The organism is Bacillus sp. (in: firmicutes) (assembly GCA_012842745.1).
Classification (GTDB): Bacteria; Bacillota; Bacilli; order Bacillales; family Bacillaceae_J; genus Schinkia.
The window spans coordinates 40385-61964 of the sequence record DUSF01000033.1; the positions used below are offsets into that span (position 1 = coordinate 40385).

25 protein-coding genes and 1 tRNA gene are annotated in these 21580 nt (G+C 36.1%); 11 read left to right on the forward strand and 15 right to left on the reverse strand.

Going from position 1 to position 21580, the window contains the following annotated elements; translation table 11 throughout:
* Window positions 1-100: 100 nt before the first annotated feature.
* The 4 genes from GX497_03945 (at window position 101) to GX497_03960 (ending at window position 2855) form a co-directional block, all read left to right on the forward strand.
* The gene (locus GX497_03945) at window positions 101-694 is read left to right on the forward strand and encodes an accessory gene regulator B family protein (protein ID HHY72374.1); all 594 of its coding nucleotides are present in this window, start codon (window positions 101-103) and stop codon (window positions 692-694) included.
* Window positions 691-834 carry a cyclic lactone autoinducer peptide gene (locus tag GX497_03950; protein HHY72375.1) on the forward strand — a complete coding sequence of 48 codons (144 nt, stop codon included), beginning with the start codon at window positions 691-693 and terminating at the stop codon, window positions 832-834. The genes GX497_03945 and GX497_03950 overlap by 4 nt, the downstream gene beginning before the upstream one ends.
* 264 nt (window positions 835-1098) lie before the next feature.
* Window positions 1099-2139, forward strand: a complete 1041-nt coding sequence (locus tag GX497_03955) for a GHKL domain-containing protein (protein ID HHY72376.1) — start codon at window positions 1099-1101, stop codon at window positions 2137-2139.
* Entirely contained in the window at window positions 2136-2855 is a 720-nt protein-coding gene (locus GX497_03960; protein ID HHY72377.1) for a response regulator transcription factor, read from the forward strand. Before GX497_03955 ends, GX497_03960 begins: the two co-directional genes overlap by 4 nt.
* Window positions 2856-2983: 128 nt before the next feature.
* On the opposite strand, the gene paaX is transcribed toward GX497_03960, so the two are convergent.
* The 13 genes from paaX to GX497_04025 all read right to left on the reverse strand — a co-directional run bounded on the left by paaX (window position 2984) and on the right by GX497_04025 (window position 14675).
* On the reverse strand, window positions 2984-3868 hold the full coding sequence (gene paaX / locus GX497_03965) for a phenylacetic acid degradation operon negative regulatory protein PaaX (protein ID HHY72378.1): 885 nt from the start codon (window positions 3866-3868) through the stop codon (window positions 2984-2986).
* 122 nt (window positions 3869-3990) lie between these two features.
* Window positions 3991-4767, reverse strand: a complete 777-nt coding sequence (locus tag GX497_03970; GenBank protein HHY72379.1) for an enoyl-CoA hydratase — start codon at window positions 4765-4767, stop codon at window positions 3991-3993.
* A 33-nt stretch (window positions 4768-4800) separates the two neighbouring features.
* Window positions 4801-6003, reverse strand: a complete 1203-nt coding sequence (locus tag GX497_03975; GenBank protein ID HHY72380.1) for an acetyl-CoA C-acyltransferase — start codon at window positions 6001-6003, stop codon at window positions 4801-4803.
* A gap of 18 nt (window positions 6004-6021) precedes the next feature.
* Window positions 6022-6876, reverse strand: a complete 855-nt coding sequence (locus GX497_03980; protein ID HHY72381.1) for a 3-hydroxyacyl-CoA dehydrogenase — start codon at window positions 6874-6876, stop codon at window positions 6022-6024.
* Window positions 6877-6979: 103 nt separating this feature from the next.
* Window positions 6980-8497: an aldehyde dehydrogenase gene (locus tag GX497_03985; GenBank protein HHY72382.1), complete on the reverse strand. Its 1518-nt coding sequence runs from the start codon at window positions 8495-8497 to the stop codon at window positions 6980-6982.
* A gap of 25 nt (window positions 8498-8522) precedes the next feature.
* The gene (locus tag GX497_03990; GenBank protein HHY72383.1) at window positions 8523-9296 is read right to left on the reverse strand and encodes a 2-(1,2-epoxy-1,2-dihydrophenyl)acetyl-CoA isomerase; all 774 of its coding nucleotides are present in this window, start codon (window positions 9294-9296) and stop codon (window positions 8523-8525) included.
* A gap of 10 nt (window positions 9297-9306) precedes the next feature.
* Window positions 9307-10083, reverse strand: coding sequence for an enoyl-CoA hydratase (locus tag GX497_03995; protein HHY72384.1), 777 nt, complete (start codon window positions 10081-10083; stop codon window positions 9307-9309).
* Window positions 10076-10384, reverse strand: coding sequence for an EthD family reductase (locus tag GX497_04000; protein HHY72385.1), 309 nt, complete (start codon window positions 10382-10384; stop codon window positions 10076-10078). The genes GX497_03995 and GX497_04000 overlap by 8 nt, the downstream gene beginning before the upstream one ends.
* Window positions 10385-10402: 18 nt before the next feature.
* On the reverse strand, window positions 10403-10897 hold the full coding sequence (gene paaJ / locus GX497_04005; GenBank protein HHY72386.1) for a phenylacetate-CoA oxygenase subunit PaaJ: 495 nt from the start codon (window positions 10895-10897) through the stop codon (window positions 10403-10405).
* 119 nt (window positions 10898-11016) lie between these two features.
* Complete coding sequence (gene paaC / locus GX497_04010) at window positions 11017-11847, reverse strand: phenylacetate-CoA oxygenase subunit PaaC (GenBank protein HHY72387.1); 831 nt, start codon at window positions 11845-11847, stop codon at window positions 11017-11019.
* A complete protein-coding gene (gene paaH / locus GX497_04015; GenBank protein HHY72388.1) occupies window positions 11847-12197 on the reverse strand; it encodes a 1,2-phenylacetyl-CoA epoxidase subunit B in 351 nt (116 codons plus the stop codon). The genes paaC and paaH overlap by 1 nt, the downstream gene beginning before the upstream one ends.
* A gap of 45 nt (window positions 12198-12242) precedes the next feature.
* The gene (gene paaG / locus GX497_04020) at window positions 12243-13208 is read right to left on the reverse strand and encodes a 1,2-phenylacetyl-CoA epoxidase subunit A (protein HHY72389.1); all 966 of its coding nucleotides are present in this window, start codon (window positions 13206-13208) and stop codon (window positions 12243-12245) included.
* A 141-nt stretch (window positions 13209-13349) separates the two neighbouring features.
* Window positions 13350-14675 carry an AMP-binding protein gene (locus tag GX497_04025; protein HHY72390.1) on the reverse strand — a complete coding sequence of 442 codons (1326 nt, stop codon included), beginning with the start codon at window positions 14673-14675 and terminating at the stop codon, window positions 13350-13352.
* A 375-nt stretch (window positions 14676-15050) separates the two neighbouring features.
* Between GX497_04025 and GX497_04030 the strand changes: the two genes are divergently transcribed.
* Window positions 15051-16433 (forward strand): hypothetical protein, encoded by a 1383-nt coding sequence (locus GX497_04030; protein HHY72391.1) that lies wholly within the window; start codon window positions 15051-15053, stop codon window positions 16431-16433.
* 138 nt (window positions 16434-16571) lie between these two features.
* On the opposite strand, the gene GX497_04035 is transcribed toward GX497_04030, so the two are convergent.
* On the reverse strand, window positions 16572-17678 hold the full coding sequence (locus tag GX497_04035) for an HD-GYP domain-containing protein (protein HHY72392.1): 1107 nt from the start codon (window positions 17676-17678) through the stop codon (window positions 16572-16574).
* 320 nt (window positions 17679-17998) lie between these two features.
* Between GX497_04035 and GX497_04040 the strand changes: the two genes are divergently transcribed.
* The 3 genes from GX497_04040 to GX497_04050 all read left to right on the forward strand — a co-directional run bounded on the left by GX497_04040 (window position 17999) and on the right by GX497_04050 (window position 18753).
* A tRNA-Val gene (locus tag GX497_04040) sits at window positions 17999-18070 on the forward strand.
* Window positions 18071-18316: 246 nt separating this feature from the next.
* On the forward strand, window positions 18317-18511 hold the full coding sequence (locus GX497_04045; GenBank protein HHY72393.1) for an aspartyl-phosphate phosphatase Spo0E family protein: 195 nt from the start codon (window positions 18317-18319) through the stop codon (window positions 18509-18511).
* Window positions 18508-18753, forward strand: coding sequence for a heavy-metal-associated domain-containing protein (locus GX497_04050; protein ID HHY72394.1), 246 nt, complete (start codon window positions 18508-18510; stop codon window positions 18751-18753). The genes GX497_04045 and GX497_04050 overlap by 4 nt, the downstream gene beginning before the upstream one ends.
* Window positions 18754-19045: 292 nt before the next feature.
* On the opposite strand, the gene GX497_04055 is transcribed toward GX497_04050, so the two are convergent.
* Window positions 19046-19453 carry a hypothetical protein gene (locus GX497_04055; protein HHY72395.1) on the reverse strand — a complete coding sequence of 136 codons (408 nt, stop codon included), beginning with the start codon at window positions 19451-19453 and terminating at the stop codon, window positions 19046-19048.
* Between the two features lie 89 nt (window positions 19454-19542).
* On the opposite strand from GX497_04055, the gene GX497_04060 reads away from it, so the two are divergent.
* The 3 genes from GX497_04060 to GX497_04070 all read left to right on the forward strand — a co-directional run bounded on the left by GX497_04060 (window position 19543) and on the right by GX497_04070 (window position 21528).
* Window positions 19543-19698 (forward strand): hypothetical protein, encoded by a 156-nt coding sequence (locus tag GX497_04060; GenBank protein HHY72396.1) that lies wholly within the window; start codon window positions 19543-19545, stop codon window positions 19696-19698.
* A gap of 29 nt (window positions 19699-19727) precedes the next feature.
* Window positions 19728-20300: a uracil-DNA glycosylase gene (locus tag GX497_04065; protein HHY72397.1), complete on the forward strand. Its 573-nt coding sequence runs from the start codon at window positions 19728-19730 to the stop codon at window positions 20298-20300.
* Window positions 20301-20460: 160 nt separating this feature from the next.
* Window positions 20461-21528, forward strand: a complete 1068-nt coding sequence (locus GX497_04070; protein HHY72398.1) for a sulfite oxidase — start codon at window positions 20461-20463, stop codon at window positions 21526-21528.
* The last annotated feature ends 52 nt before the right edge of the window (window positions 21529-21580 follow it).

Genomic DNA, 21580 nt, shown 5'->3' on the forward strand with positions numbered 1-21580 from the left:
TATTCCATCATTTTTGTAATTAAATTGTGAAACTACTGTTTTTTTTTGTAATATTGTGTAATATAATGGTAATAGACTAAAAGTAGGTGATTTAATAACGTTGATTACAAATTTTTCTTCTTTTTTAGGAAAATGGATTTGGGCAAGGAATTTAAATCCACAATATGGGGTGCAATCTATTTCATATGGTATTGAGATTCTTATAAGGGGATTGATAAAACTTATAGTAATTCTTGCTATAGGATTGTTATTAGATAATATTTTTTTGCCCTTACTAGCGGGAGTCTCTTTTGGGTTGCTGCGAGTATTTTCTGGCGGATACCATGCTAAAACTTTTACAAAATGTCTTCTAATCTCGTCCTTCATAATTTACTCATCAGTAATACTATCTATTGTCATGACAGAGAATCTATCCTCTTTAATGGGATATATAGTAATAGTAGCTGCTTCTTTATTAACATTTACCTTAATTGCTAGATTTGGGCCAAAAATTACGAAAAGAGTCTATATTATTGATAACCGTTCTATTTTTAAAAAAAGAGCCTTGTTAATTGTTATATTTGGAACTATCTTAAGCTTATGTTTTTTTAGTATATATCCTAACGTTTCATTAACAATCCAGTTTGCTATGGCTTTCCAATCCTTATCTTTAATAAATAATAATCAAAACCGAACACAGGAGGAGATAAAATGAAACTTTCACATTTTTTTACAAGTATAGCTACTTTATTAGTAACAATCGCGAAAACCGAAGCATCAGCTGCAAGCTTCTTTTTAGTATATGACACCAAAGTGCCGAAAGAGTTGCAAACTAAAGTTAGAAAAAATCATTAAAAAATGGAAAGATTCGTTCTAACCTTTATTGAAAACTTAGCATTCCTTAGTTTAACTCTCGTTTTATTTCGAATCAGTTTAAAATTAAACATTAAAAAATTAATTATATTTTCATTTATGTATGGTTTATTTACCACTATAACTTTTCAGCTTTCTATGAACATGGAAATACGTTTACTTATTAATTCTATTATTCATATAATTTTATTAATGCTAATTCTAAACATAACTTTTATTCCAGCATTCATTTTAAGCCTTCTTAGATTGACGTTTCAATTAGTTACAGAAGGTGTAATTTTTCTAATTATCTCACTTTTATTTCCCAAAATTCCAGATGACTTATTAGTAGTTGAAATTGCTGTCGGATCATACATTGTTGTCCTAATTTCCGCATGGATTATTTATCGTAAAAATATAATAATCTATTATTTTGATAGTAAAGCTAATTATTTATCAAATTATTATATTAAGCCGATCTTGACTGCCATATTATTTCAAGTTTTTTTTGTCATGCTTATTGTTATCGGCTGGCTTAATCATCCAAGTTCATATTTGCCACTAACTGCCGCATTAATAGTGTTGAGTACTTCTGCTCTAATATTATCCTTTTTAATCAAATACGGCGAAAAAATATACACCAATGATGTACTGCTGGCTGAGAATGTTCATATCAAAAATTTGGAAGACCTTTTAACCTCAATCAGAATACAGAGGCATGATTTCAATAATCATTTGCAGGTCATCAGCCAATTGACATTTAATCAATCATATAATGAATTGGAAAAATACCTTATAGAATTAGAAACACATAATTATAGTAATAATTTAGCTTTAAGCATACCAAATCCAGCGGTCGCTGCACTATTAAAGGCAAAGGAGGATATTGCACAAAGAAAAGGAATTAAACTTATTATTGATATTGCATCAACCACATCTTTTGCTATGGAAATGAAAATGTATGAATTAATCGAAATAATGGGTAATTTAATTAATAATGCAATTGAAGCGGAAGAACAAAATATAGCGGATGAAAAGAAAATATTCATTACAATTAATACGTTATACGAATCAATTTTCGTATTTTCAGTGCATAATAAAAGTTCTGTAATAAAAATGGAAAATCAAGATAAAATTTTCATTAAAGGTTACACCTCAAAGGATAACCATCAAGGCTTAGGTTTTCATAGTGTTATGACTACTTTAAGAAAGTACGCTGGACATTTAGAACTCAATAGTAATTCTACACATGGTACGGAAGTTATTGTCTTCATACCCCTTCATAAAAAGAGAGGTTTATTTAAGTGAGTTATTCAGTAGTAGTGATTGAAGATAATATGGTGTTTAGAAATGAATTAATTAAAAAGTTGGAAAAAAATGCCTTCGAAATAGTAGGAGCTGCTAGTGAAAAGAAAAAGGCACTAGAGATTGTTGGCAATACTTTTCCTGATTTAGTCTTCCTTGATATCGGGCTAGAAAATAGTTCAGGCCTAGAATTAGCAGCAGAGATTATAGAATTGTATCCAGCAATTGGTATAGTCTTTGTAACAGGTTTTAGTGAATATGCACATATAGCCTATGATATAGAAGCTATTGATTATCTTGTAAAACCAGTAAATGAAACACGTTTTGCCCAATGTATCAACAAAATTACAAGCTACCTCACAAATAAAGAGGACTTACAAAAGCAAATTGCTGTTAAATACAAGGGTGGAATAGAATTAATCGAACAAGAAAAGATTGTGTACTTAACAACAGAAAAAAAGAATACAAAATTTATTTATTTTAACTCTGATGCTAAATTATCTACTTTAAACACCAATGAACCGCTAAAGGATATTATTGAGAAGCTTTCTAACAGTATTTTTATTAGGACTCATAAAAGCTATGTAGTAAATTTAAATTTTATAAAACGAATAGAGCCTTCTGGGCAAACCTATTTAATCTATTTAAAAAAATGCGCCGATATTATTTATTTAAGTAAAAATTACTTATTACCTCTTTATCACAGGTTAAAAATATAGCATTATATTAAGAAAAAAACCTTTATATGGGCAATAAAAGTAGAAAAATTATGCAGCATTCCTTGTAAGGAATGCTTTCTGGCTGTCGAGAAAGTCTCGACAGCCTGTGGGGTCCTATAGACCTCTTTTTATTTTTGATTATTGACCATATACGGATGGCTTAGCACCTCATATTCGCTGTCTTTTTTGTGCATTTCATTATCCTTTTCAAACACACTTTCAAAGAATTGATTGGCAGGTTCCGCGAGTGTCTTATAGTAATCGCTAAATAACGATGCGGCATGACCGCCTAGCCATTTGCTTGGGAGTAATTCTTCCGGTAAACCTGGATCAATAAACAAAAATTTACGGTATTGATGAACTAATTTTGCTCTCTCAACAAAACAAGCAGCGTCTGTCATTTCACCGTTTAATATTTTATTTTTATCAACGACATATTTCTTGCTATAAACAGTAATGAACTCTTCATATTTGGCGTTAATATTATCAATATCCCAGCATGATTTAACAAGCGTTTCGTTGTCGGCAGGTCCTTTATACTCTGATACAAAAAAATGCACATAGGGCTCGATTTTATATTTTTTAATTAATATATTCACTTCATCCTCAAGATTATTTGGTGAAATCCAGCAGCTATTTAAAAGCATTCCAAAGCCGCTCCACACTAATTCCTGCCTTAACTCGTCACGTATATTCCGCTTTTCTTCAGGAATGGTATACGTCAATGTCCGCCAGGAACCATCCCATTTCTCAGGATTCAATTTAAAGATGCGTTTTGCCGCTTCCTCAATCCGCGCCACACCCATTTTCGTAAGTGAATAATAGCTTTTATTGCCTTTTTTCGTAGCAGTAACCCAGCCTTGTTTGCCCATGCGGGAAATTGCAGCCCTTACTGATTGATCATTATGGCCGAATTCTTCAAGCAAACGTATTAAACTACCAATCCAAATTTTATTGCCATAATGACTTATATAATCACCATACAGTGTAAAAATCATTGAGCGTGTATTTATATTTGTCACGTAAACTCATCCTTCTTAGTTTGCTAATTTTAATATTATTATAGTTTGAGGATGATATCAAATAGCTTTCAACATATTTTTACAAAAATAGTCATTTGTTGCAAGTGTTCTATCTATTGGCCTATAAAAATAGGAGGCCTTTTTTCACTAAAAGCATCCAATGCTTCGATTCTATCTTTTGTTGGAATCGTCATTTCATATGCTTTTGCTTCAATCGCTAGGCCCGTTTGCAAATCAACTTCCATGCCATAGTTAATAGCATATTTCGCCTGCTGTAAGGCAACAGGACCATTTGCCATCATTTGTTCTGCAAGTGAAATGCATTCTTCCATTAAAGCACTTTGTTCAACTACCTTTGTTACTATGCCAAGCATATTTGCTTCATCCGCCGTTACTTTTTTCGCTGTAAAAATAAGCTCCTTTGCTTTTGCTTCGCCAATCAATCTCGGAAGACGCTGCGTCCCCCCTGCACCTGGTATAATCGCCCATTTCAATTCGGTAAGGCCCATCGTCGCTTCTGTTACAGCAATTCTAAAATCGCATGCCAACATTAGCTCAAAGCCACCGCCAAACGCGTGTCCATTAATAGCAGCAATCGTTGGTTGCGGCAATAGCGCAACATCGTTAAAAACGGTGCGAATTTTATTAACATTGCGACGAACGTCTGATTCTGTCAATGTTCTTCGTTCTTTTAAATCGGCCCCGGCGCTAAAGGCCTTGTTTCCTGCTCCAGTAAAAATGACAACTCTAATATTTTTATTCGTCCGTATTTCATCAACAATTTCTCCAAGTAACGACAAAGTTTCATAGTTAAAACAATTTAATACATCTGGACGATTAATCGTTACAAATCCAATATGATTTTTTTCTTCAAAGATAATATTTGCCATAAAAGTAGCTCTCCTTTTTCGTCACTTTTCGCTTTACTCAATATTTTCAACAATAGTGGCAATTCCTTGACCAACACCAATACACATCGTTGCAAGCCCATATTTAACATGGCGCTTTTTCATTTCATATATAAGTGTCGTTAAAATTCTAGCGCCACTTGCCCCAAGTGGATGTCCGAAAGCAATCGCCCCACCATTGACATTGACAATTTCTTTATTTAATTCAAGCTGTTTTATACATTCCAGCGATTGCGAGGCAAATGCTTCATTTAATTCAACTAATCCTATATCTTGTACTGTTAAGTTCGCACGAGCAAGTGCTTTTCTTGTTGCATAAATCGGCCCCAAGCCCATAATGGCTGGCTCTAAGCCGGCTGTTGCTGATGTTTTATATTTGACAAGTGGTTTGACACCTAATTCATAAGCCTTTTTCGCTGACATTAATAGGAGAACAGAAGCGCCGTCATTAACACCTGAAGCATTTCCAGCTGTAACTGAGCCGTTTTCAAAAATTGGCTTCAGCTTCGCTAAGTTTTCTAACGTCGTTTCCGGTCTTGGATGTTCATCTTTATTGACTATTATCTCATTTCCTTTACGGTCATGGTAAACAACTGGCACAATTTCTTCCGCAAAACGATTTTCATCCATTGCCTTCTTAGCCTTCATCTGGCTTTCATAAGCAAATTGATCCTGTTGTTCACGTGAAATATTGAAGCGCTGCGCCACGTTTTCGGCAGTTTTCGGCATTGTATCTGAACCATACATTTCATGTAATTTCTCATTTGTAAAACGCCAGCCAATTGTAGTATCAAACATTTTCATATCACCGCGCGGGAATTCTGCATCGGGTTTCGCCATTACAAATGGCGCACGTGTCATACTCTCTGTTCCTCCAGCAATGAAAATATCTCCCTCACCAGCGATAATCGCCCGGGCAGCATAGTTCACCGCATCTAAACCAGAGCCGCAAAGGCGATTGATTGTTGTTCCGCCAACCTCAATTGGAAGGCCAGCGAGTAGCACTGACATTCTTGCCACGTTGCGGTTATCTTCACCGGCTTGGTTTGCATTTCCTAAAACAACTTCTTCAATTTGCTCAACTCGTACTTTTGGATTTCTTTCGATAATTTTTTTTATGACAATCGCTGCCAAATCATCAGGACGGACTGACTTTAAAGTACCTTTATAGCGACCGATTGGCGTTCTTACCGCATCGACAATGACAACTTCATTCATTTGTAAATAGCTCCTCTCTTACTTGTCAGAATAATCATAAACACCCTTGCCAACCTTTCGTCCTAATCGGCCAGCCTTCACATACTGCTCTAGCAGTGGGGCTGGGCGGTATTTTTCTCCTAATTTCTCATGCAAGTATTTTAAATTATTTAAACGGGCATCCAACCCTACAAGGTCTACAAGCTCAAATGGGCCCATCGGGAAATTTAAGCCAAGCTTAATCGCTTTATCAATTTCTTCGGGCGTGCCAATTCCTTCTTGAAGCATATAAAATGCTTCATTGCCAACTAGTGTGCTAATCCGGCTCGTAACAAAGCCCGGAAATTCATTGACAACCACTGTTTCTTTCCCCATTTTTTCGGAAACCTGCCGCGCTATTTCCGCTGTTTCATCAGCCGTTTCCAGTCCACGGATAATTTCTACTAAGGGCATTTTATGAACAGGATTAAAAAAATGCATTGCAATTACTTTTTCAGGCCTTTTCGTATAGGAAGCAATTTCAGTCGGGCTCATCGTTGATGTATTTGTAGCAAAATAACAACTGCTTGGTGCATGAGCATCAATCGTTTCAAATACGTTTTTCTTAATTTCTTTCATTTCAGGAACAGCTTCGATGACCATATCAGCTGTTCTTACGGCATCCGCCAAATTGACTTCATATGTTAAGTGCTTTTTAGCCTCTTCTGCCTGTTCAGAGTGAAGTTTTCCGCGTTCAATTGCTTTTGCAAAAATACTATTTATGTCTTTTTCAGCAGCAGCTAAAGCTGCATTTTTCACATCAACAAGCTTTACATGAAAGCCGCCAACAGCTGCTACATAGGCAATACCCCTTCCCATCGTGCCAGAACCTACAACTACTATATCGTTTACCACAGCTTTCCCCCCACTTTCTTCCTATTTAATATAGTTAAAAAAGGAACGAGCACGCTTAGTGAAAAAGGTGCCCGTTTTTATCATCAAAATCATGCTAATTTAATTACACACCTAATGGATTTAACGGCTTGGCACCATAGTATGAAAGAACACTTTTTGTTTCTGTATATAAATCCAATGTTTCAATACAAAGTTCACGCCCAAAGCCTGATTGCTTATAGCCGCCAAAAGGTGTTCCAGGAAATGCCGAGAATGGACAATTCACCATTACAATCCCAGCACGGATTTGATTAGCAACACGAGTTGCCTTGCCTTGGTCCTTCGTCCAAACAGCAGATCCTAATCCGAATTCTGTGTCGTTTGCAAGTTTAATCGCTTCTTTTTCATCGCTAAACTTCATAACAACGACAACTGGGCCAAAGATTTCTTCACTGACAACCTTCATATCATGATTAACGTCCGTAATAATCGTCGGTGCATACCAGTGACCATTTTCAAAACCTTCTACTTTCACTTCATGACCGCCAGTAACAATTGTCGCTCCATCTTCAATCGCTGATTTTACATAACCATCAACCACCTCAAGCTGCCCCCTACTAATAATCGAGCCAACTTGTGTTTCTTGACTTAACGGGTCGCCTAAACGTAATTGTTTTGTTTTCTCAACAAATTTTTCCATGAACTCATCATAAATATTTTCATGAACATACAAACGTGAACGCGCCTCACAAGATTGGCCTGTGTTATAGAAAATACCAAAGATAGAGCCATATACAGCTGCATCAAGATCTGCATCCTCAAATACAATATTTGGTGATTTTCCACCTAATTCAAGTGTAAGTCGTTTTAATGTTTGCGAAGCCTTTTCCATAATATCTTTTCCAACAGGTGTCGAGCCGGTAAAGGCAACTTTATCAACACCAGGGTGTTCAACAATAGCATCGCCAACACTAGCACCTGGTCCAGTGACAATGTTTACTACCCCTTCAGGGACCCCTGCTTCATGACAAATTTCGGTTAAAACAATTGCCGTTAATGGTGTTAAACTAGCAGGCTTTAACACGATTGAACAACCAGCTGCAAGTGCTGGCGCAATCTTCCAAGCAGCCATCATCATTGGATAGTTCCAAGGAATGATTTGCCCACATACGCCTACTGGCTCTTTTTGTGTGTAGTTAAAAAAGCCATATGGTAGATTATTTACTTCGCCACGGTGAGCAACAATGGCACTTGCATAAAATTCAAAATCTTCAATAGATTGCATGACCTGACCTTGGGCAGCTGATAATGATTTACCGCTGTTTACTACTTCTAGTTCTACTAGCTCATTGAAACGAGACCTCATAATCGAAGCGATTTTATTTAAAACTCTCGATTTTTTGTTAACTGGGAACTTTCGCCACGGTCCATTGTCAAATGCATTTCTTGCTGCTTCAACTGCTTTATTTACATCTTCCTTAGATGCTTTTGCAACTTGAGCAAGCACTTCACCTGTAGCAGGATTATATGTAGTAAATGTTTCATTTGAAATGGCATCGACACGCTCGCCATTAATAACCATTTTATAATAGTCTCGTTTTACAGCTAACTTTTCCATTTTTTCTACTTTTACAGTCGACATAAACTAACACCCCTATTTTTATTTTTTAGTATCCTTTAAACTCAGGCTTTCGTTTTTCTAGGAAAGAGGCTACGCCTTCCCCGTGATCTCTTGTTAAACCAGCAGTTCTCTGCCCATATGCTTCTTTTTCAAGCATTTCTTCTAAATTGCAATTCCAGCTTTCATTAATATAACGCTTGATTAAGCCAATTGCTTTCGTTGGCATCTGCGCTAGCCTTTCAGCAAAAGCTGTTATTTCTTCCTGCCATTCGTCAACAGGTACAACCTTTGTTACTAAACCAACTGCTTTTGCTTCCTCCGCAGAAATTTTTTCACCTAAAATCGCTAATTCAAATGCTTTTGCTTGACCAACAAGCCTTGGCAAATAATATAAATTTCCTGAATCCGGAATTAAGCCAATATGAATAAAAGCTTCTACAAAACTAGCCTTTTCAGAGGCAAGGCGAAAATCACAAGCTAATGCAAGGCTTACACCTGCTCCCGCCGCAACACCATTAATAGCAGCAATGACCGGCTTTTCAATTGTTGCCAGCTGTTTAACCATTGGATTATAGCGATTGCGCAAAATTTCGCCATGATTCGTTTCATCCCCAATGCTGCCAAGGTCTTCACCTGAACAAAAGGCACGGCCTTCACCAGTAATGACTAAACAGCGAATCTCAGAGTTTTTTGCAACATCTTTCAAGGCTTGACCAATTTCATTATTCATTTGCTCTGTAAAGGCGTTCAGCTTGTCTGGTCGATTTAAGGTCACGTAAGCGACACCATTTTTCACATCAAATGTAATCGTTTCAAACATATCGGTCCCCCTATTTCCCTTGAAAATTCGGCTTTCTCTTTTCGAGAAACGCCTTCATTCCTTCTTTTTGATCTAGCGAAGAAAATAATAAGTAAAAGTTCTTGCGCTCAAATTGCATGCCCTCATACAATGAATAATCAACTGCTTTTAATACAGACTCTTTTATAAGTCTTAATGAAAGAGGAGGCTGCTCAGCAATTTTCTTAGCAAAACGAACCGTTTCTTCAAGTAACACTTCCGCTGCGATTAAGCGGTTAACGACACCGTATTGTAAAGCTTCCTTTGCTGTCATTGGCTCACCAAGCCAAAGCCATTCCAACGCTTTTGTCTTCCCCATTAATTTCGTTAGCCTTTGTGTGCCACCTGCTCCTGGCATCACCCCAAGCTTTATTTCCGGGAAGCCAAATTGAGCATTTTCAGCAGCAAACAACACATCACAACATAGCGCTAATTCAAAGCCACCACCTAAAGCAAAGCCATGGACCGCTCCGATGATTGGCTTCTTAATAAGGGCGATTCGGTCCCAATCTTGAAACTGATTCAATAATTCAAAACGAATTGGATTGTCCTCAGCCATTTCATCGATATCAGCACCTGCAGCAAAAGCACGTCCTTCCCCAGCGATAACAATCACTTTTATTTCCTCATTTTCATCAAAGGCTTCTAAGGCTTCAGTAATTTCTCTAACCATTCCTCGATTAAGTGCATTTAACACTTTCGGGCGATTTAGCATAATGTAGCCGATAGAATCACTGTTTAATACTTTAATAAACTGGTTGTTATTCATTTACTTCCTCACCAATCATTAACGTCACAATCTCTTTTGCAAACGACATTAAATCTTTTCCAGATGCTTTTGCTTCTTCTGTTTTCATCGCAGCTTTAAATGAATCCATGCTTTCATAATACATTTCACACATTAAGTAATACTTGCTTTCACCGCCCATTGGACTGCCAATAAATTTCGTTACGTCCATTTTTAACAGACCAGGGATTTTTTTTGTAATCGGAGCATGGACTGAAAAATAATGCTCATCAAATTTCTCCTTATCTTCTGGGTGTTTATACAATGCAACAAATTTAATCATTTCCTTACCTCCTGGTTTTTATAAAGTTGAAATTGGTTTCATTGCTTCAAATGGATTTTTACATTCTTTGCAATATAAAAGACTTCGACAAGCTGAAGGGCCAAAGATATTTTCTAATGTGTTATAGGGTGAGCCACAATATGGGCAATCAACTTGCCAAGACCCATCACTTTCAAGTTGAAGCGGAGGAGGGGCGATGCCGAACTCTTTCAACGCTTCTCTTCCCTTTTCTGAAATCGATGCAGAAGTCCATGGAGGGGTATTGATGTAGTTAACCTCAACCTTTTCCACTTCATCAATTTCACTTACTGCTTTTATGACATTGTCTTTAATAATTCCTAACGCTGGGCAACCTAAAAACGTTGGAAGAAGGTCTACAGTTACTTTGTTTTCGAGGGTAGTAATATTTCCTAGCATCCCTAAATCAACGATATTGATCGTATCAATCTCTGGATCATGAACAGTTTCGATTTGCTTTCTTACCTTTTCTTCTAAAGAATTTACGATGATCATGCTTCAATCCACCTTTCTATTGTTATTTTTTCAAAAAAATACATGCTGCGGTTTACATGTAGTAAACTTATAAACTTGTTATATAGTAGAGCCGCAGCATATATTTGCTCTTATCATACTTACCAAGGTACAGCTGGATTTAAGTTATACACTCCCGAAAGCGTATCAATCGCTTCTTTTAAGTCTGGTGTGTGCATTCCCGCTCTACCATCACCGCGCTCCATGCCTGGCTCTCCTGGGTATTCTAAATTTAAATTTTCAAAAGCATCCTTAATAACTGCAACAAATCGCTCTTTTAGCACCTCTTCACTTTCAATTAAACCTGCCTTCACCATCGCTTCGCGATTAGGCCCTAGTGAAAGAAGCCCACCAACATCTTTCCAAGCCTTTTCAATAGCGGCTTTCATTCTTTCTCTAGCCTCTCCTTCAGCACCAATTAATTGGTTAAACCATGTTCTCCAATGCATTAAATGATAAATCGTTTCTGATTGTACCCTTACTGCTACTTGTGCTAATGGTTCGTAGGAGCTATTTTTTAAAGATTCAATTTTATGCTTTTTCATAACCTCGTAGAAATAGTTACGAACGACTGTGAATGCCCAATCATATTTTGGCTCTTCATATAGCCAGTGACCTGGCCCATTTACATCTTCTAAAAGAACTGCATTTTTACGAACAGCTTCGGAACGGCCATGCGCTAAATCATCAGCTTTTCCTTCACCAATTTCCTCAAGTAATTGGTAGTAAATAGCTGCATGCCCCATTGTATTTTGTGTGATTGAAGAGTAAGCGACATCTTCTTCAATATGCGGAACTAAACCTAGCCATTCCGATCCTCTAAAGGAAATAAGAAAATCGTCATCAGCCAGTTGATACAATAAATCTACTAAAGCTTTTTTATACTCTACATTTTTTGGATCATTTACTTCATTTGCTGATGTCATTCTCATTATTTGACACGCCCCTTACTCCATGACAGGATTTCTTCCTCATCCAACATGCCTTGCTCAGCTTCTCGCCAAATTCTTGCTAAATAGCCATACCCTTTCGTTGTCCGATAATCTTTATTATCGATACGTTTAAGCCCCTCACGTTCCTCAGGATTTAATGAGCGAATATCCGAACGCTTCACTACCCAAATATCACATACTTCTTCACGTCTCATAAAATTTTCTTGTGCCATCACTAAAGCGATTTCATGATTTGGCGCTAATAGTGTAAATTGCTCTTGAACTTGAGATGTTGGTGTTTTTCGACTAAACACTTGAAATTCCTCATAAAATTGCGCACTTTGTCCCATACGTTATATTCCCTCCTCACTATTTCAATCAAACAATCTTACAAACTAATAACCAACTTCACTATTTAAACCTAATGCTTCACGAACCCAAGCATTATTTTCATAAGAGAGCTTTCTTATCCGTAGTCGTTTTTGTGACATTGGCCCTTCATTACTAATAATCTTCTTGAAATAATTCCAATCAGGCTGTTTATATACCCAGTTTCTTGTTTCTGGATCCAAATGAATCGTTTCATCTGGAATTGTTAAGCCAATACCTTGAATTCTTGGCACATATTTAGTAAGATAAAATTGTCTTAAATCTTCATTTGTATTTTTTCTAATTTTATATTTGATTGTTATATCTTGCTTCGAAGTGCCTGTTGTTTCAGCAGTTGGCGGTCCAAAGAACATCATCAGTGCTGGCCACCAACGATTTAAGGCATCTTGAAGCATTTCTTTTTGTTCTTTTGTTCCTTTTGCTAAGGCAACTGAGATTGCTTCGCCATGCTGGGCGTGGAACACTTCTTCCGCGGCAATTCTTTTTAATGCTCTTGCATACGGTGCATACGAACAATCCAACATATTTGTTTGAGTAATAATCGCCGCACCATCTACTAACCAGCCAATTAAACCAGCGTCCGCCCATGATTCCGTTTTCCAGTGGAACACGTTATGAAACTTTAAATCTCCTTTAAACAAATCTTGAATTAAATCTTCGCGAGTTTTCCCAAGCGGTTTAATTAAGTCTTCTGCAACCCTTAATAATAGTTGACCATGGCCCATTTCATCTTGAACTTTCGCCATGATGCCAAGCTTACGATAGAGTGACGGAGCTTTTGGAGTCCATTCCTTTTCTGGAAACGCCCCCATAATTTCGCTAATACCGTGCATTGAGATTAACTTAATCAAGACGTTCCGATATTCTTCGGGCATCCAGTCATCTGCTTCAATCTTTTCACCAGCTTCGATTCTTGCCATAAATTCTTTGTACTTCGTCTCGTCCGATGAATTTACTACTTGAAGTGCCATTCAAATTCCACCTTCCTTTGGTAATTTAGTAAAAAAACGCACATAAGTATATGACGTTTTATTAACGTTATTATATTATCACGTCATACAGTTTGCAAGTAATAATTTAATGAATATTCAGATTTTTTGTAATGTTAAAACTCAAACACCTATGCTCATTGATCGTTTGTCTATTACTCTTACGGCTTTTCCTTCAAATCTTTGAATCGTTTTCGGAGCGTGGATTTTAACATCCATTGAAACTAAACAGCTGTTTTTCATAATATGTTCTACTTTCTTTTTAAGAAACTGTATCGTCTCATGTTTCAAATTTTCTTCTACTTGTTTATACACTGCATCTGTTACTTCTACATTTAACTCAATGGCATCCATAATACCTTTTTTGACTAAATGGACTTGATAAAATGGCGCTAATTCATTTACTGTAAGCAAGTAATGTTCGATTTCAGATGGAAAAACATTGACACCTCTTATAATAATCATGTCATCGATTCGGCCTTTCACCCGTGACATGCGAATTGTCGTTCTTCCACATTTACACTTTTCTCTAGTTATGGAAGCAATATCTCCAGTGCGATAACGAATAACTGGAAAGGCTTCTTTCGTTAAGCTCGTAAAAACTAGCTCTCCATCTTCACCATCGGCAACTGGCTCAAGTGTTTTCGGGTCAATGACCTCCACATAAAAATGGTCCTCAGCAATATGCAGTCCCTCCTGAGCGTGATGGCATTCAATCGAAACGCCCGGCCCCATCACCTCACTTAAACCGTAAATATCACATGCCTTAATAGCAAATTTTTCTTCAATCGTTCTCCTCATTTCCTCCGACCAAGGCTCTGCACCAAAAATCCCATATTTTAAACTTGTTTTCCGTGGATCTTTCCCTAATTCCTCCATATATTCAGCAATGTTTAAAACATAGGAAGGTGTGCCGCAAATAACGGTTGGTTCGAAATCCTCAATTAATGTAATTTGTCTTTCTGTATTACCTCCAGAAATGGGTACAGTTGACATTCCTAAATACTCGCTGCCATAATGAAGACCTAAACCACCTGTAAATAAACCATATCCATAAGCATTATGTAGCACTTCTCCAGGCTTACCACCTGCAATGACTATTGCCCTTGCAACGATTTCACTCCAGTTTTTAATATCATTTCTTGTATAAGCAACAACTGTTGGTTTACCACTTGTACCTGATGAACCATGAATGCGGACAATTTCTTTTCTGTCAACAGCAAAAAGACCAAATGGATAATGATCCCGCAAATCTTGCTTTTTCGTGAATGGAAGCCTCAGAATATCCTCTAAACCTTTAATATTTTCTGGCTTTATATTACTTTCATTAAATTTTTGTTGGTAAAATGGTACATTATTGTATACTCTTTGCACCGTTTCCGTTAGCCTTTCCAATTGGATTTCCTCAAGTCTTTGTCTACTTTCCGTCTCTACATCGTGTAATATCATCACATTTCCCCCTTTTTTGATGCTAAATATCAATAAATCGACATAACATTACAAAAAGCGCTTTCATCCTTAATATCAATATTACGCCATACATTGTTGTATGACGTAATATTTACGTAACGTTATAAAATTGTAATGTTTGTATAAAATTTACAACTATAGTAGTGATTTGTCAATATTTTTTTCAGATTTTTTAGATTTTTCGCTATTTTTAGTTTAAAATATAGGTAAACTCTTTTTCATGTTAATCTAAAGGATGCCTTTATTATTATACCACTCATGCACTAGTATTTCACTGAATTTTTTGATTCTTCAAACAATTTTATTATAATGCTTTTGATAGTATCATTAATTCAAAAGAAAGAGAGGAATCATGTGAAGATTAAAAATCAATTTTTAGGCCTTTTTTTAGTACTGATTGCTTTTAGCTATGTATGTATTTATTTTTTTCCAATCCCACTGCTTGAAACAGCTGTAAGTATCTTTATTGTAATTTTTATTATTTTAGCTTTACCAGCTCTTGTAGGAAGTTTGAAAATTATTACATATACCTTGTTAGTTTTAGCAATCACCATGTTAGTAGCGGTAAAAGCACCAATTGGGGAATGGATTGACGGTGTTAGAGTCAATTTAACATTAGTCTCCATTTTTACATTTGTCCCGTTATTAGGAATTCCAGTACGATTAGGCGGTTATTTGGAATCTTTGAAACTACTATTTGAACGATTAAATCCTAAACCAACATACGTTTTTCTAATAACACAGACGCTAACGCATCTCTTAGCAGTAGTTTTAAATATTGGCTCTATTTCAATCGTTCATTATTTGTCAAAAGCAGCACCGATTCAATCAGCTCGTTTATTAGTTAGTGCCGTTAATAGAGGTTTTATTAGCGTGATTTTCTGGTCACCATATTTTGCAGCAATGGCTGTTGTTTTAAGTATGCTGCCAATTACGTGGGGGGCAATCCTTCCCTACTCGCTTGGAATCGTTCTTATTAGTTTTGTTGTAAGCATTCTTATTGACTGGTCGTTTATAACAAAAGCGAATATTACCTTTGCTCATGAAGTTTCGGCGGCAAAAGAAGAAGAAATTCCTGCAGAGTCGGGCGGTAAGTCTGATAAGCAAAAGTTAAGCGAATTAATTTTTCTGCTCTTATTTATGATGTTGACTATTCTTGGCATTGAGTTTTTTTCAAGCCTTACTATGGTCGTTATTATTTGTTTAGTTGCTTTTTTATTTCCACTTTTATGGAGCTTGCTTTATAAAAAACAAAGGGAGTATGGAGCGGAACTAAAGGATCATATATATATAACATTGCCGCGAATGAAAAAAGAAGTTGTTCTCTTTTTTGTTTCTGGATTTTTCAGCGCTGCATTCGTTGCGACAAATATTAGCGCCACCATTATAAATAGTTTGAATGAGTTTTTTGGCGGATTTACGATTGGCATTGCCTATTGTATAGTTTTAGTCATCATTACAACATCAATAGTCGGTATGCATCCGATTGTCCCGGTTACCATTTTTGCAGCAAGCTTTAATCCTAGCCTTTTAGGGTTTAGTCCAGAATATTTTGCTATATTGCTCCTTGTTTCTTGGGGGATTTCTAATTCATTTTCTCCAGCAACCGCCTCAAATAATCTAATCGCAAATTTATGGGGGGTAGACATCACGAAAGTTACTTGGCGTTGGAATATGAAATATGGGATGATATTGGCAATTCTGTTGCCCATCTATTTGGAGATTGTGAATATTTGAATAAAAATCGAAAGCTAGTTTCAAAGCGTTAGACACGAATAATGTTTATTCGTGTCTGCTTGAAACCTATTAACACGGATGATCCAAATTACTAGAGAAAGCAGTAAAAATCAGCTTGCGAAATATGATTGGTTTAATCTAAAATAACACATCTGCTTCGACGATTTGTAAAGTTAAATTTTCGTATTCTGATAAATCAACTTCATACGGTTTGATTTTTTGATTGGCTTCGTCTTTAATAATTCGTAAAATCGGTCGTCCCACTGCATGAAAATTATATTTCGAAACAAGTCCAGTCCTGCCGTCATTTAATTTTACGGTCAACCCCTGCGGATAAATAGCGATACAATTTTTAAACAATTCAACTTGTTTACAATCGAATTGCGTTCCGCATCCCGTATAAAGAAGCTCAAGACCTTTATGCGGAAGCATTGGAGTCCGATAAGTTCTTGCACTTGTTACTGCATCGAATACATCAACAACACTGATAATTTTCGCGTACTTGTGAATATCAGCATCCATTAATCCTCGTGGATAACCAAGTCCATCCAATCTCTCATGATGCTGGAGAGCACAATGAGCAACAGGCAATGGAATCTCGTGAATTTTTCTAAGCGTTTCAAACCCTAATTTACTGTGGTTCATGACCTCGTTGTATTCTTCCTTTGTTAATTTTCCTGGTTTATTTAGTATTTCTAGGGGAATAAATATTTTCCCTATATCATGGAGTATTGCCCCAAGTCCAATCTCTTCAATATTTTTTAATGGCAAACCGTTCTCAATCGCTAATTGACATGCATAAATCGACACGTTGACACTGTGAGTATACACATAATTTTCATAAATTTTTGCTGTTGCTAATAGATTGATCGCCGTTCTGTTTTCAGTTAAACAATTTAAAATATCTTTAAAGATTTTTTGAAAACTGCGAATAGCTCTGTCCGATTTTATCATACCTTGGAGGCGGGAATGATTAGATTTAAGGCTCGCAATTGATTGGAACCCTTCCGTTATCGTATTGATTGCCTCAAGCCGTAATTCTATAGGGACTGATTCAACTATTTCAATCCCTTCTGATTGTTCGTCCTCTATATAAATGGTAGTAACTCCACTTTTTATTAGCTTATGTATTAGTTTGTCTGTTAGTTGGACACCTTCTGATAAAAGAATTTGACCTTTATCATTATAAATAGATTTACCTAATTTAGTTCCGGACTGACAGCTAGCAACATTCATTAGCCGCATAAGGTCTCCCCTTTCTTTTTCTATGCTTGTAAACGATTCTAAAGTCCTATTTCTAGTATACTGTGATTCTACTTAAATCGACAAGCCGCGATAAAAAAAAGAAGCAATCTCACAATAGCTGTCAGCCTATACTGGATGTTAACGAAAACCTACGGCACATTGCTGCTCACCCAATCATGTACGAATAAAAGATAAGTTCCCATGTCATTTAAATAGATGCACTTTACGAACAACTTTTTAACTACGCTTGCTGTTCTTAATCGTACTCTGAAATAAACATTGACAATATTAATATAATTTTATATAATAAAATTCGCTACGGTCTGTTAGCTCAGTGGGAGAGTACTTGCTTGACAGGCAAGGTGTCACTGGTTCGAATCCAGTACAGACCATTATTGTAAAAGGAGCCTGTATTCCTTGTGTATCAAGGAATACAGGCTTTTTTCATTTCCTGCAGCTGTTATCTTCATATTCACCTGCACATACTTTAAGAAATTCCTCCTTCATTATTAGTTTCAAACGTCCTGCGTATAGTATAAATTTTAAAAATTGATTTATATCAATTAATATTGATAATCATTATTATAAAATATAGGTACAAGGAAATAAGAATTTCTAATGATTGAGGTGAAGTTGTAATGATTAATGACAGGGTTAAGCTAGAGAAACGAATTGAAAGGTTGAAAAAGGAATTAAATTTAACAGTTAAGGCCACTGAATTGGATAGTCAAGAGACTTTAAGTTATAGTCAGCAACTGAACCAACTCATTATAACTAATCAAAAATTAACAAGAGATTGTTATTTAAATATGAACGGAGGGAAAACTTCATGAATCATGTGACAATGTATATTTATGGAGCCTCCTGTTTGGATTGTATTCGCATAATTGAAAAAGAGATGATAGACTTGGGTGGTATTTTTACCTTTAAAGGTATGATGCCGAAAGGAAAGATCTTCATTAAGTATAATCCAAGTATAATTAACGTTTCTAGAATAGTAGATAAAATTGAAAAAATAGGTTTTTCCGTCATGAAGATTATTCAAAAGGAAGAAAGAATGATAATGTTTGACTAGTGATTGTCTCCAATACTTCTAAACTTCGATATAGCGTTTGAAGGTCCATGTCCATTTTGATTGTTAACCTTAATTTTCAAAAATTTAAGACCACTATCCAAAAAGAAAAGTGGTCTTTTTTCATGCGTATTCGCCCAATTGGCTTTTTATTTCGAGAGCAACGAAATTTAACATTTTTTAAGAAAATACAATTTTGATGATTAATGGTAGTGGATTCTTGCCATTGTTATGTTAACTATTTTTGCGGAAAAAGAGGCTGTGTCACTCAAAAACACGCGATTGTTTTTTATTTTTAAACCATCCCCATTGTTCTTTGAATTCTACGAATATCTTTTTTATTATTCCAACTATCTTCCTTTAAAAGTTCATTGCTAACTTCAAGATTCTTTATTTGTTCTTTTAGCTCGCCGAACTCCTTAGCATTTTGCAGCCTTAATTCACTTACTTCTGCTTTAAGTGATTCCTGACCATGTCTTAGCGCATTTAATATTTGACTATGGTCGGCTAGTATCAGACTATGTTCTGCTAATATGTTACTATGATTTTCTAATATCTGAGTATGATTTTCTAATATCTGAGTATGATTTTCTAATATCTGGCTATGACTTTCTAATATCTGACTATGTTTTTCCAACGTCTGACCTTGAACGGTTAGTTTTTCGTCCATTTTCTGAAGAAGTTCTAGTATTTGTTTTTCCATTAAAATCTCTCCTTTCGCAATTATTATTTAATGCATTTATTTTATCATATCAGTTACATTCTGTCAGTTTCAGAAATGTGTCTATTATTATGCAAAAAGCTACTACTACTACTACTACTACTACTACTACTTCTACATTAGCAGTTTGTGACTTGCACTCCTTGCTAGGCATACGTAAAAAACGACAAGTGACTGAAACAATTTCGATTAGTGTTTTGCTAGGTCATATTGGGCATATTAAATAATCAAGTAAATTTAATAAGGGGGAGAAGTTTTGCCTGATTTTTGCGCTTCATTATGGCCTGAAGAATCAACACCAGAAAATCTAAAAGATTGTAGCGAATGTGGTCTTGACAAGCATGGTTCAAGAATGATTTGGGGTGAAGGCAATCCAGAAGCACCAATCATGATTCTATTAGACAATCCGGGTGCCCGTGAAGATCGTGAAAACAAACCCTTTATCTGCGGAACAAGACAAACGTTACAACAAGCAACCCATCAGGTTGGATTAAAAGTCGATGACATATACGTAACCTATGTTTTAAAAAGAAAGCCCACACAAGCATATAACAAAGAACAAGCTAGGCAAATCTGTATGAATCACCTTAAACAACAACTACAGTCAAAAAAACCGCGCTTCATTGTCTGCCTTGGAAATATTGCGGTCCAATCTTTCTTTCAGAATCCAGAGATTGATGTTAAATCATTACGAGGCAAAATTCATGATATCAATGGGTACCGAACAACTGTAGCGTATCACCCTCTAGCCTTAAGACGACGTCCTAACCTTTGGCCGTTTTTTTTGGAGGATTGGAAACTAGTAGCAGAGCATTATTTTAAACAATGACCATTCAGTTAATTCAAATTACTGAACCACTTATGACTAAAGTCACGAGTGTTCTTGGCTATTTTATAAAACGGCCCATCTATTTTTTTGTTCTATCACTTGTCATTTGCAATATCTTAATAATGAAATGAGGTGTTGCAAAGTGAAAAAAATTTTGATTATGCCTTTTTTAACTACGAAAAAATTAAATCCAGAAAACCAAGAATCCCCCATTCACTTTCTTTACAAATGGCTGACCCCGACTAAATATTTTTACCGTAGAAACCACTTCTCGTATCCTGTTTTAACCGAAAAAAATTTTTGGTTACAAGTTGCCGGGCAAGTGTTTCAGCCTCGTGTTTTTCGTTATGATGAATTATTATCAATGCCTAGAAAATCACTAGTTATTCCACTTGAATGTGCGGGTAATAAAAGGGCAAATTTTATTCCAAAAGTGTATGGTGAACAATGGGAAGATGGGGCGATAAGCCAAGGGAAATGGACTGGGGTTCCATTGAAATACATCCTACAAATAGTGGGAATATCTAGTCATGCTAAAGAAGTTGTTTTTGAAGGCGCTGATTTTGGCAAGAAACTAGGTATCGATGGAAGCATTCCTTTTGAAAGAAGTCTTCCAATCGAGAAAGCGCTGCACACCGATACAATCATCGCTTTTCAATATAACGATAAGCCTTTAACGTTAAAGCACGGTTTTCCGCTCAGATTAATTGTGCCTAATTGGTATGGGATGGCTTCCGTTAAATGGCTTCATAAAATAACAATCATTCAGCACGCATTTACAGGCCCTTTCCAAACTGATGATTATGTTTATTATCCACATAAAGATAGTGACAAAGATTCATTACCCGTCACAATTCTGAACGTTAACTCCACCATCCAGCAACCAATAAATCAATCGATATTAACCACAGGGACTCATACCATTCAAGGAATTGCTTGGACAGGGTGGGGAATCATTACGGAAGTACAAATAAGCTTTGACAAAGGTGAAACTTGGCACAATGCGGCTCTAAATTGCTTGCCGCATGAGGATTATTCCTGGATTTATTGGTCATATCAATGGCAGATTGAAAAAAAGGGGGAATATTCCATTTATTCAAGAGCGAAGGATTCAGAAGGGCGCATTCAACCGCTATTTTCCTTTTGGAATAGAAAAGGATACGGATATAATGCAGTATCAAAAGTGAATGTGAAAATTGAAGAAGAACCGTCCCCGCATTGCCATTAATTCATGATACAGGTATTTTATCCAAATTTTTGTTAAGAATAGTAACAGACTT

Bases quoted from the DNA above. Each gene is read 5' to 3' on its own strand.
- GX497_03950 (HHY72375.1), top strand. From the start codon at position 691: ATGAAACTTTCACATTTTTTTACAAGTATAGCTACTTTATTAGTAACA.
- GX497_03970 (HHY72379.1), bottom strand. From the start codon at position 4,767: ATGGCAAATATTATCTTTGAAGAAAAAAATCATATTGGATTTGTAACG.
- GX497_03975 (HHY72380.1), bottom strand. From the start codon at position 6,003: ATGAATGAAGTTGTCATTGTCGATGCGGTAAGAACGCCAATCGGTCGC.
- GX497_03985 (HHY72382.1), bottom strand. From the start codon at position 8,497: ATGTCGACTGTAAAAGTAGAAAAAATGGAAAAGTTAGCTGTAAAACGA.
- GX497_03990 (HHY72383.1), bottom strand. From the start codon at position 9,296: ATGTTTGAAACGATTACATTTGATGTGAAAAATGGTGTCGCTTACGTG.
- GX497_03995 (HHY72384.1), bottom strand. From the start codon at position 10,083: ATGAATAACAACCAGTTTATTAAAGTATTAAACAGTGATTCTATCGGC.
- GX497_04000 (HHY72385.1), bottom strand. From the start codon at position 10,384: ATGATTAAATTTGTTGCATTGTATAAACACCCAGAAGATAAGGAGAAA.
- paaJ (HHY72386.1), bottom strand. From the start codon at position 10,897: ATGATCATCGTAAATTCTTTAGAAGAAAAGGTAAGAAAGCAAATCGAA.
- paaC (HHY72387.1), bottom strand. From the start codon at position 11,847: ATGAGAATGACATCAGCAAATGAAGTAAATGATCCAAAAAATGTAGAG.
- paaH (HHY72388.1), bottom strand. From the start codon at position 12,197: ATGGGACAAAGTGCGCAATTTTATGAGGAATTTCAAGTGTTTAGTCGA.
- paaG (HHY72389.1), bottom strand. From the start codon at position 13,208: ATGGCACTTCAAGTAGTAAATTCATCGGACGAGACGAAGTACAAAGAA.
- GX497_04025 (HHY72390.1), bottom strand. From the start codon at position 14,675: ATGATATTACACGATGTAGAGACGGAAAGTAGACAAAGACTTGAGGAA.
- GX497_04035 (HHY72392.1), bottom strand. From the start codon at position 17,678: ATGCGGCTAATGAATGTTGCTAGCTGTCAGTCCGGAACTAAATTAGGT.
- GX497_04045 (HHY72393.1), top strand. From the start codon at position 18,317: ATGATTAATGACAGGGTTAAGCTAGAGAAACGAATTGAAAGGTTGAAA.
- GX497_04050 (HHY72394.1), top strand. From the start codon at position 18,508: ATGAATCATGTGACAATGTATATTTATGGAGCCTCCTGTTTGGATTGT.
- GX497_04055 (HHY72395.1), bottom strand. From the start codon at position 19,453: ATGGAAAAACAAATACTAGAACTTCTTCAGAAAATGGACGAAAAACTA.
- GX497_04060 (HHY72396.1), top strand. From the start codon at position 19,543: ATGCAAAAAGCTACTACTACTACTACTACTACTACTACTACTTCTACA.
- GX497_04070 (HHY72398.1), top strand. From the start codon at position 20,461: ATGCCTTTTTTAACTACGAAAAAATTAAATCCAGAAAACCAAGAATCC.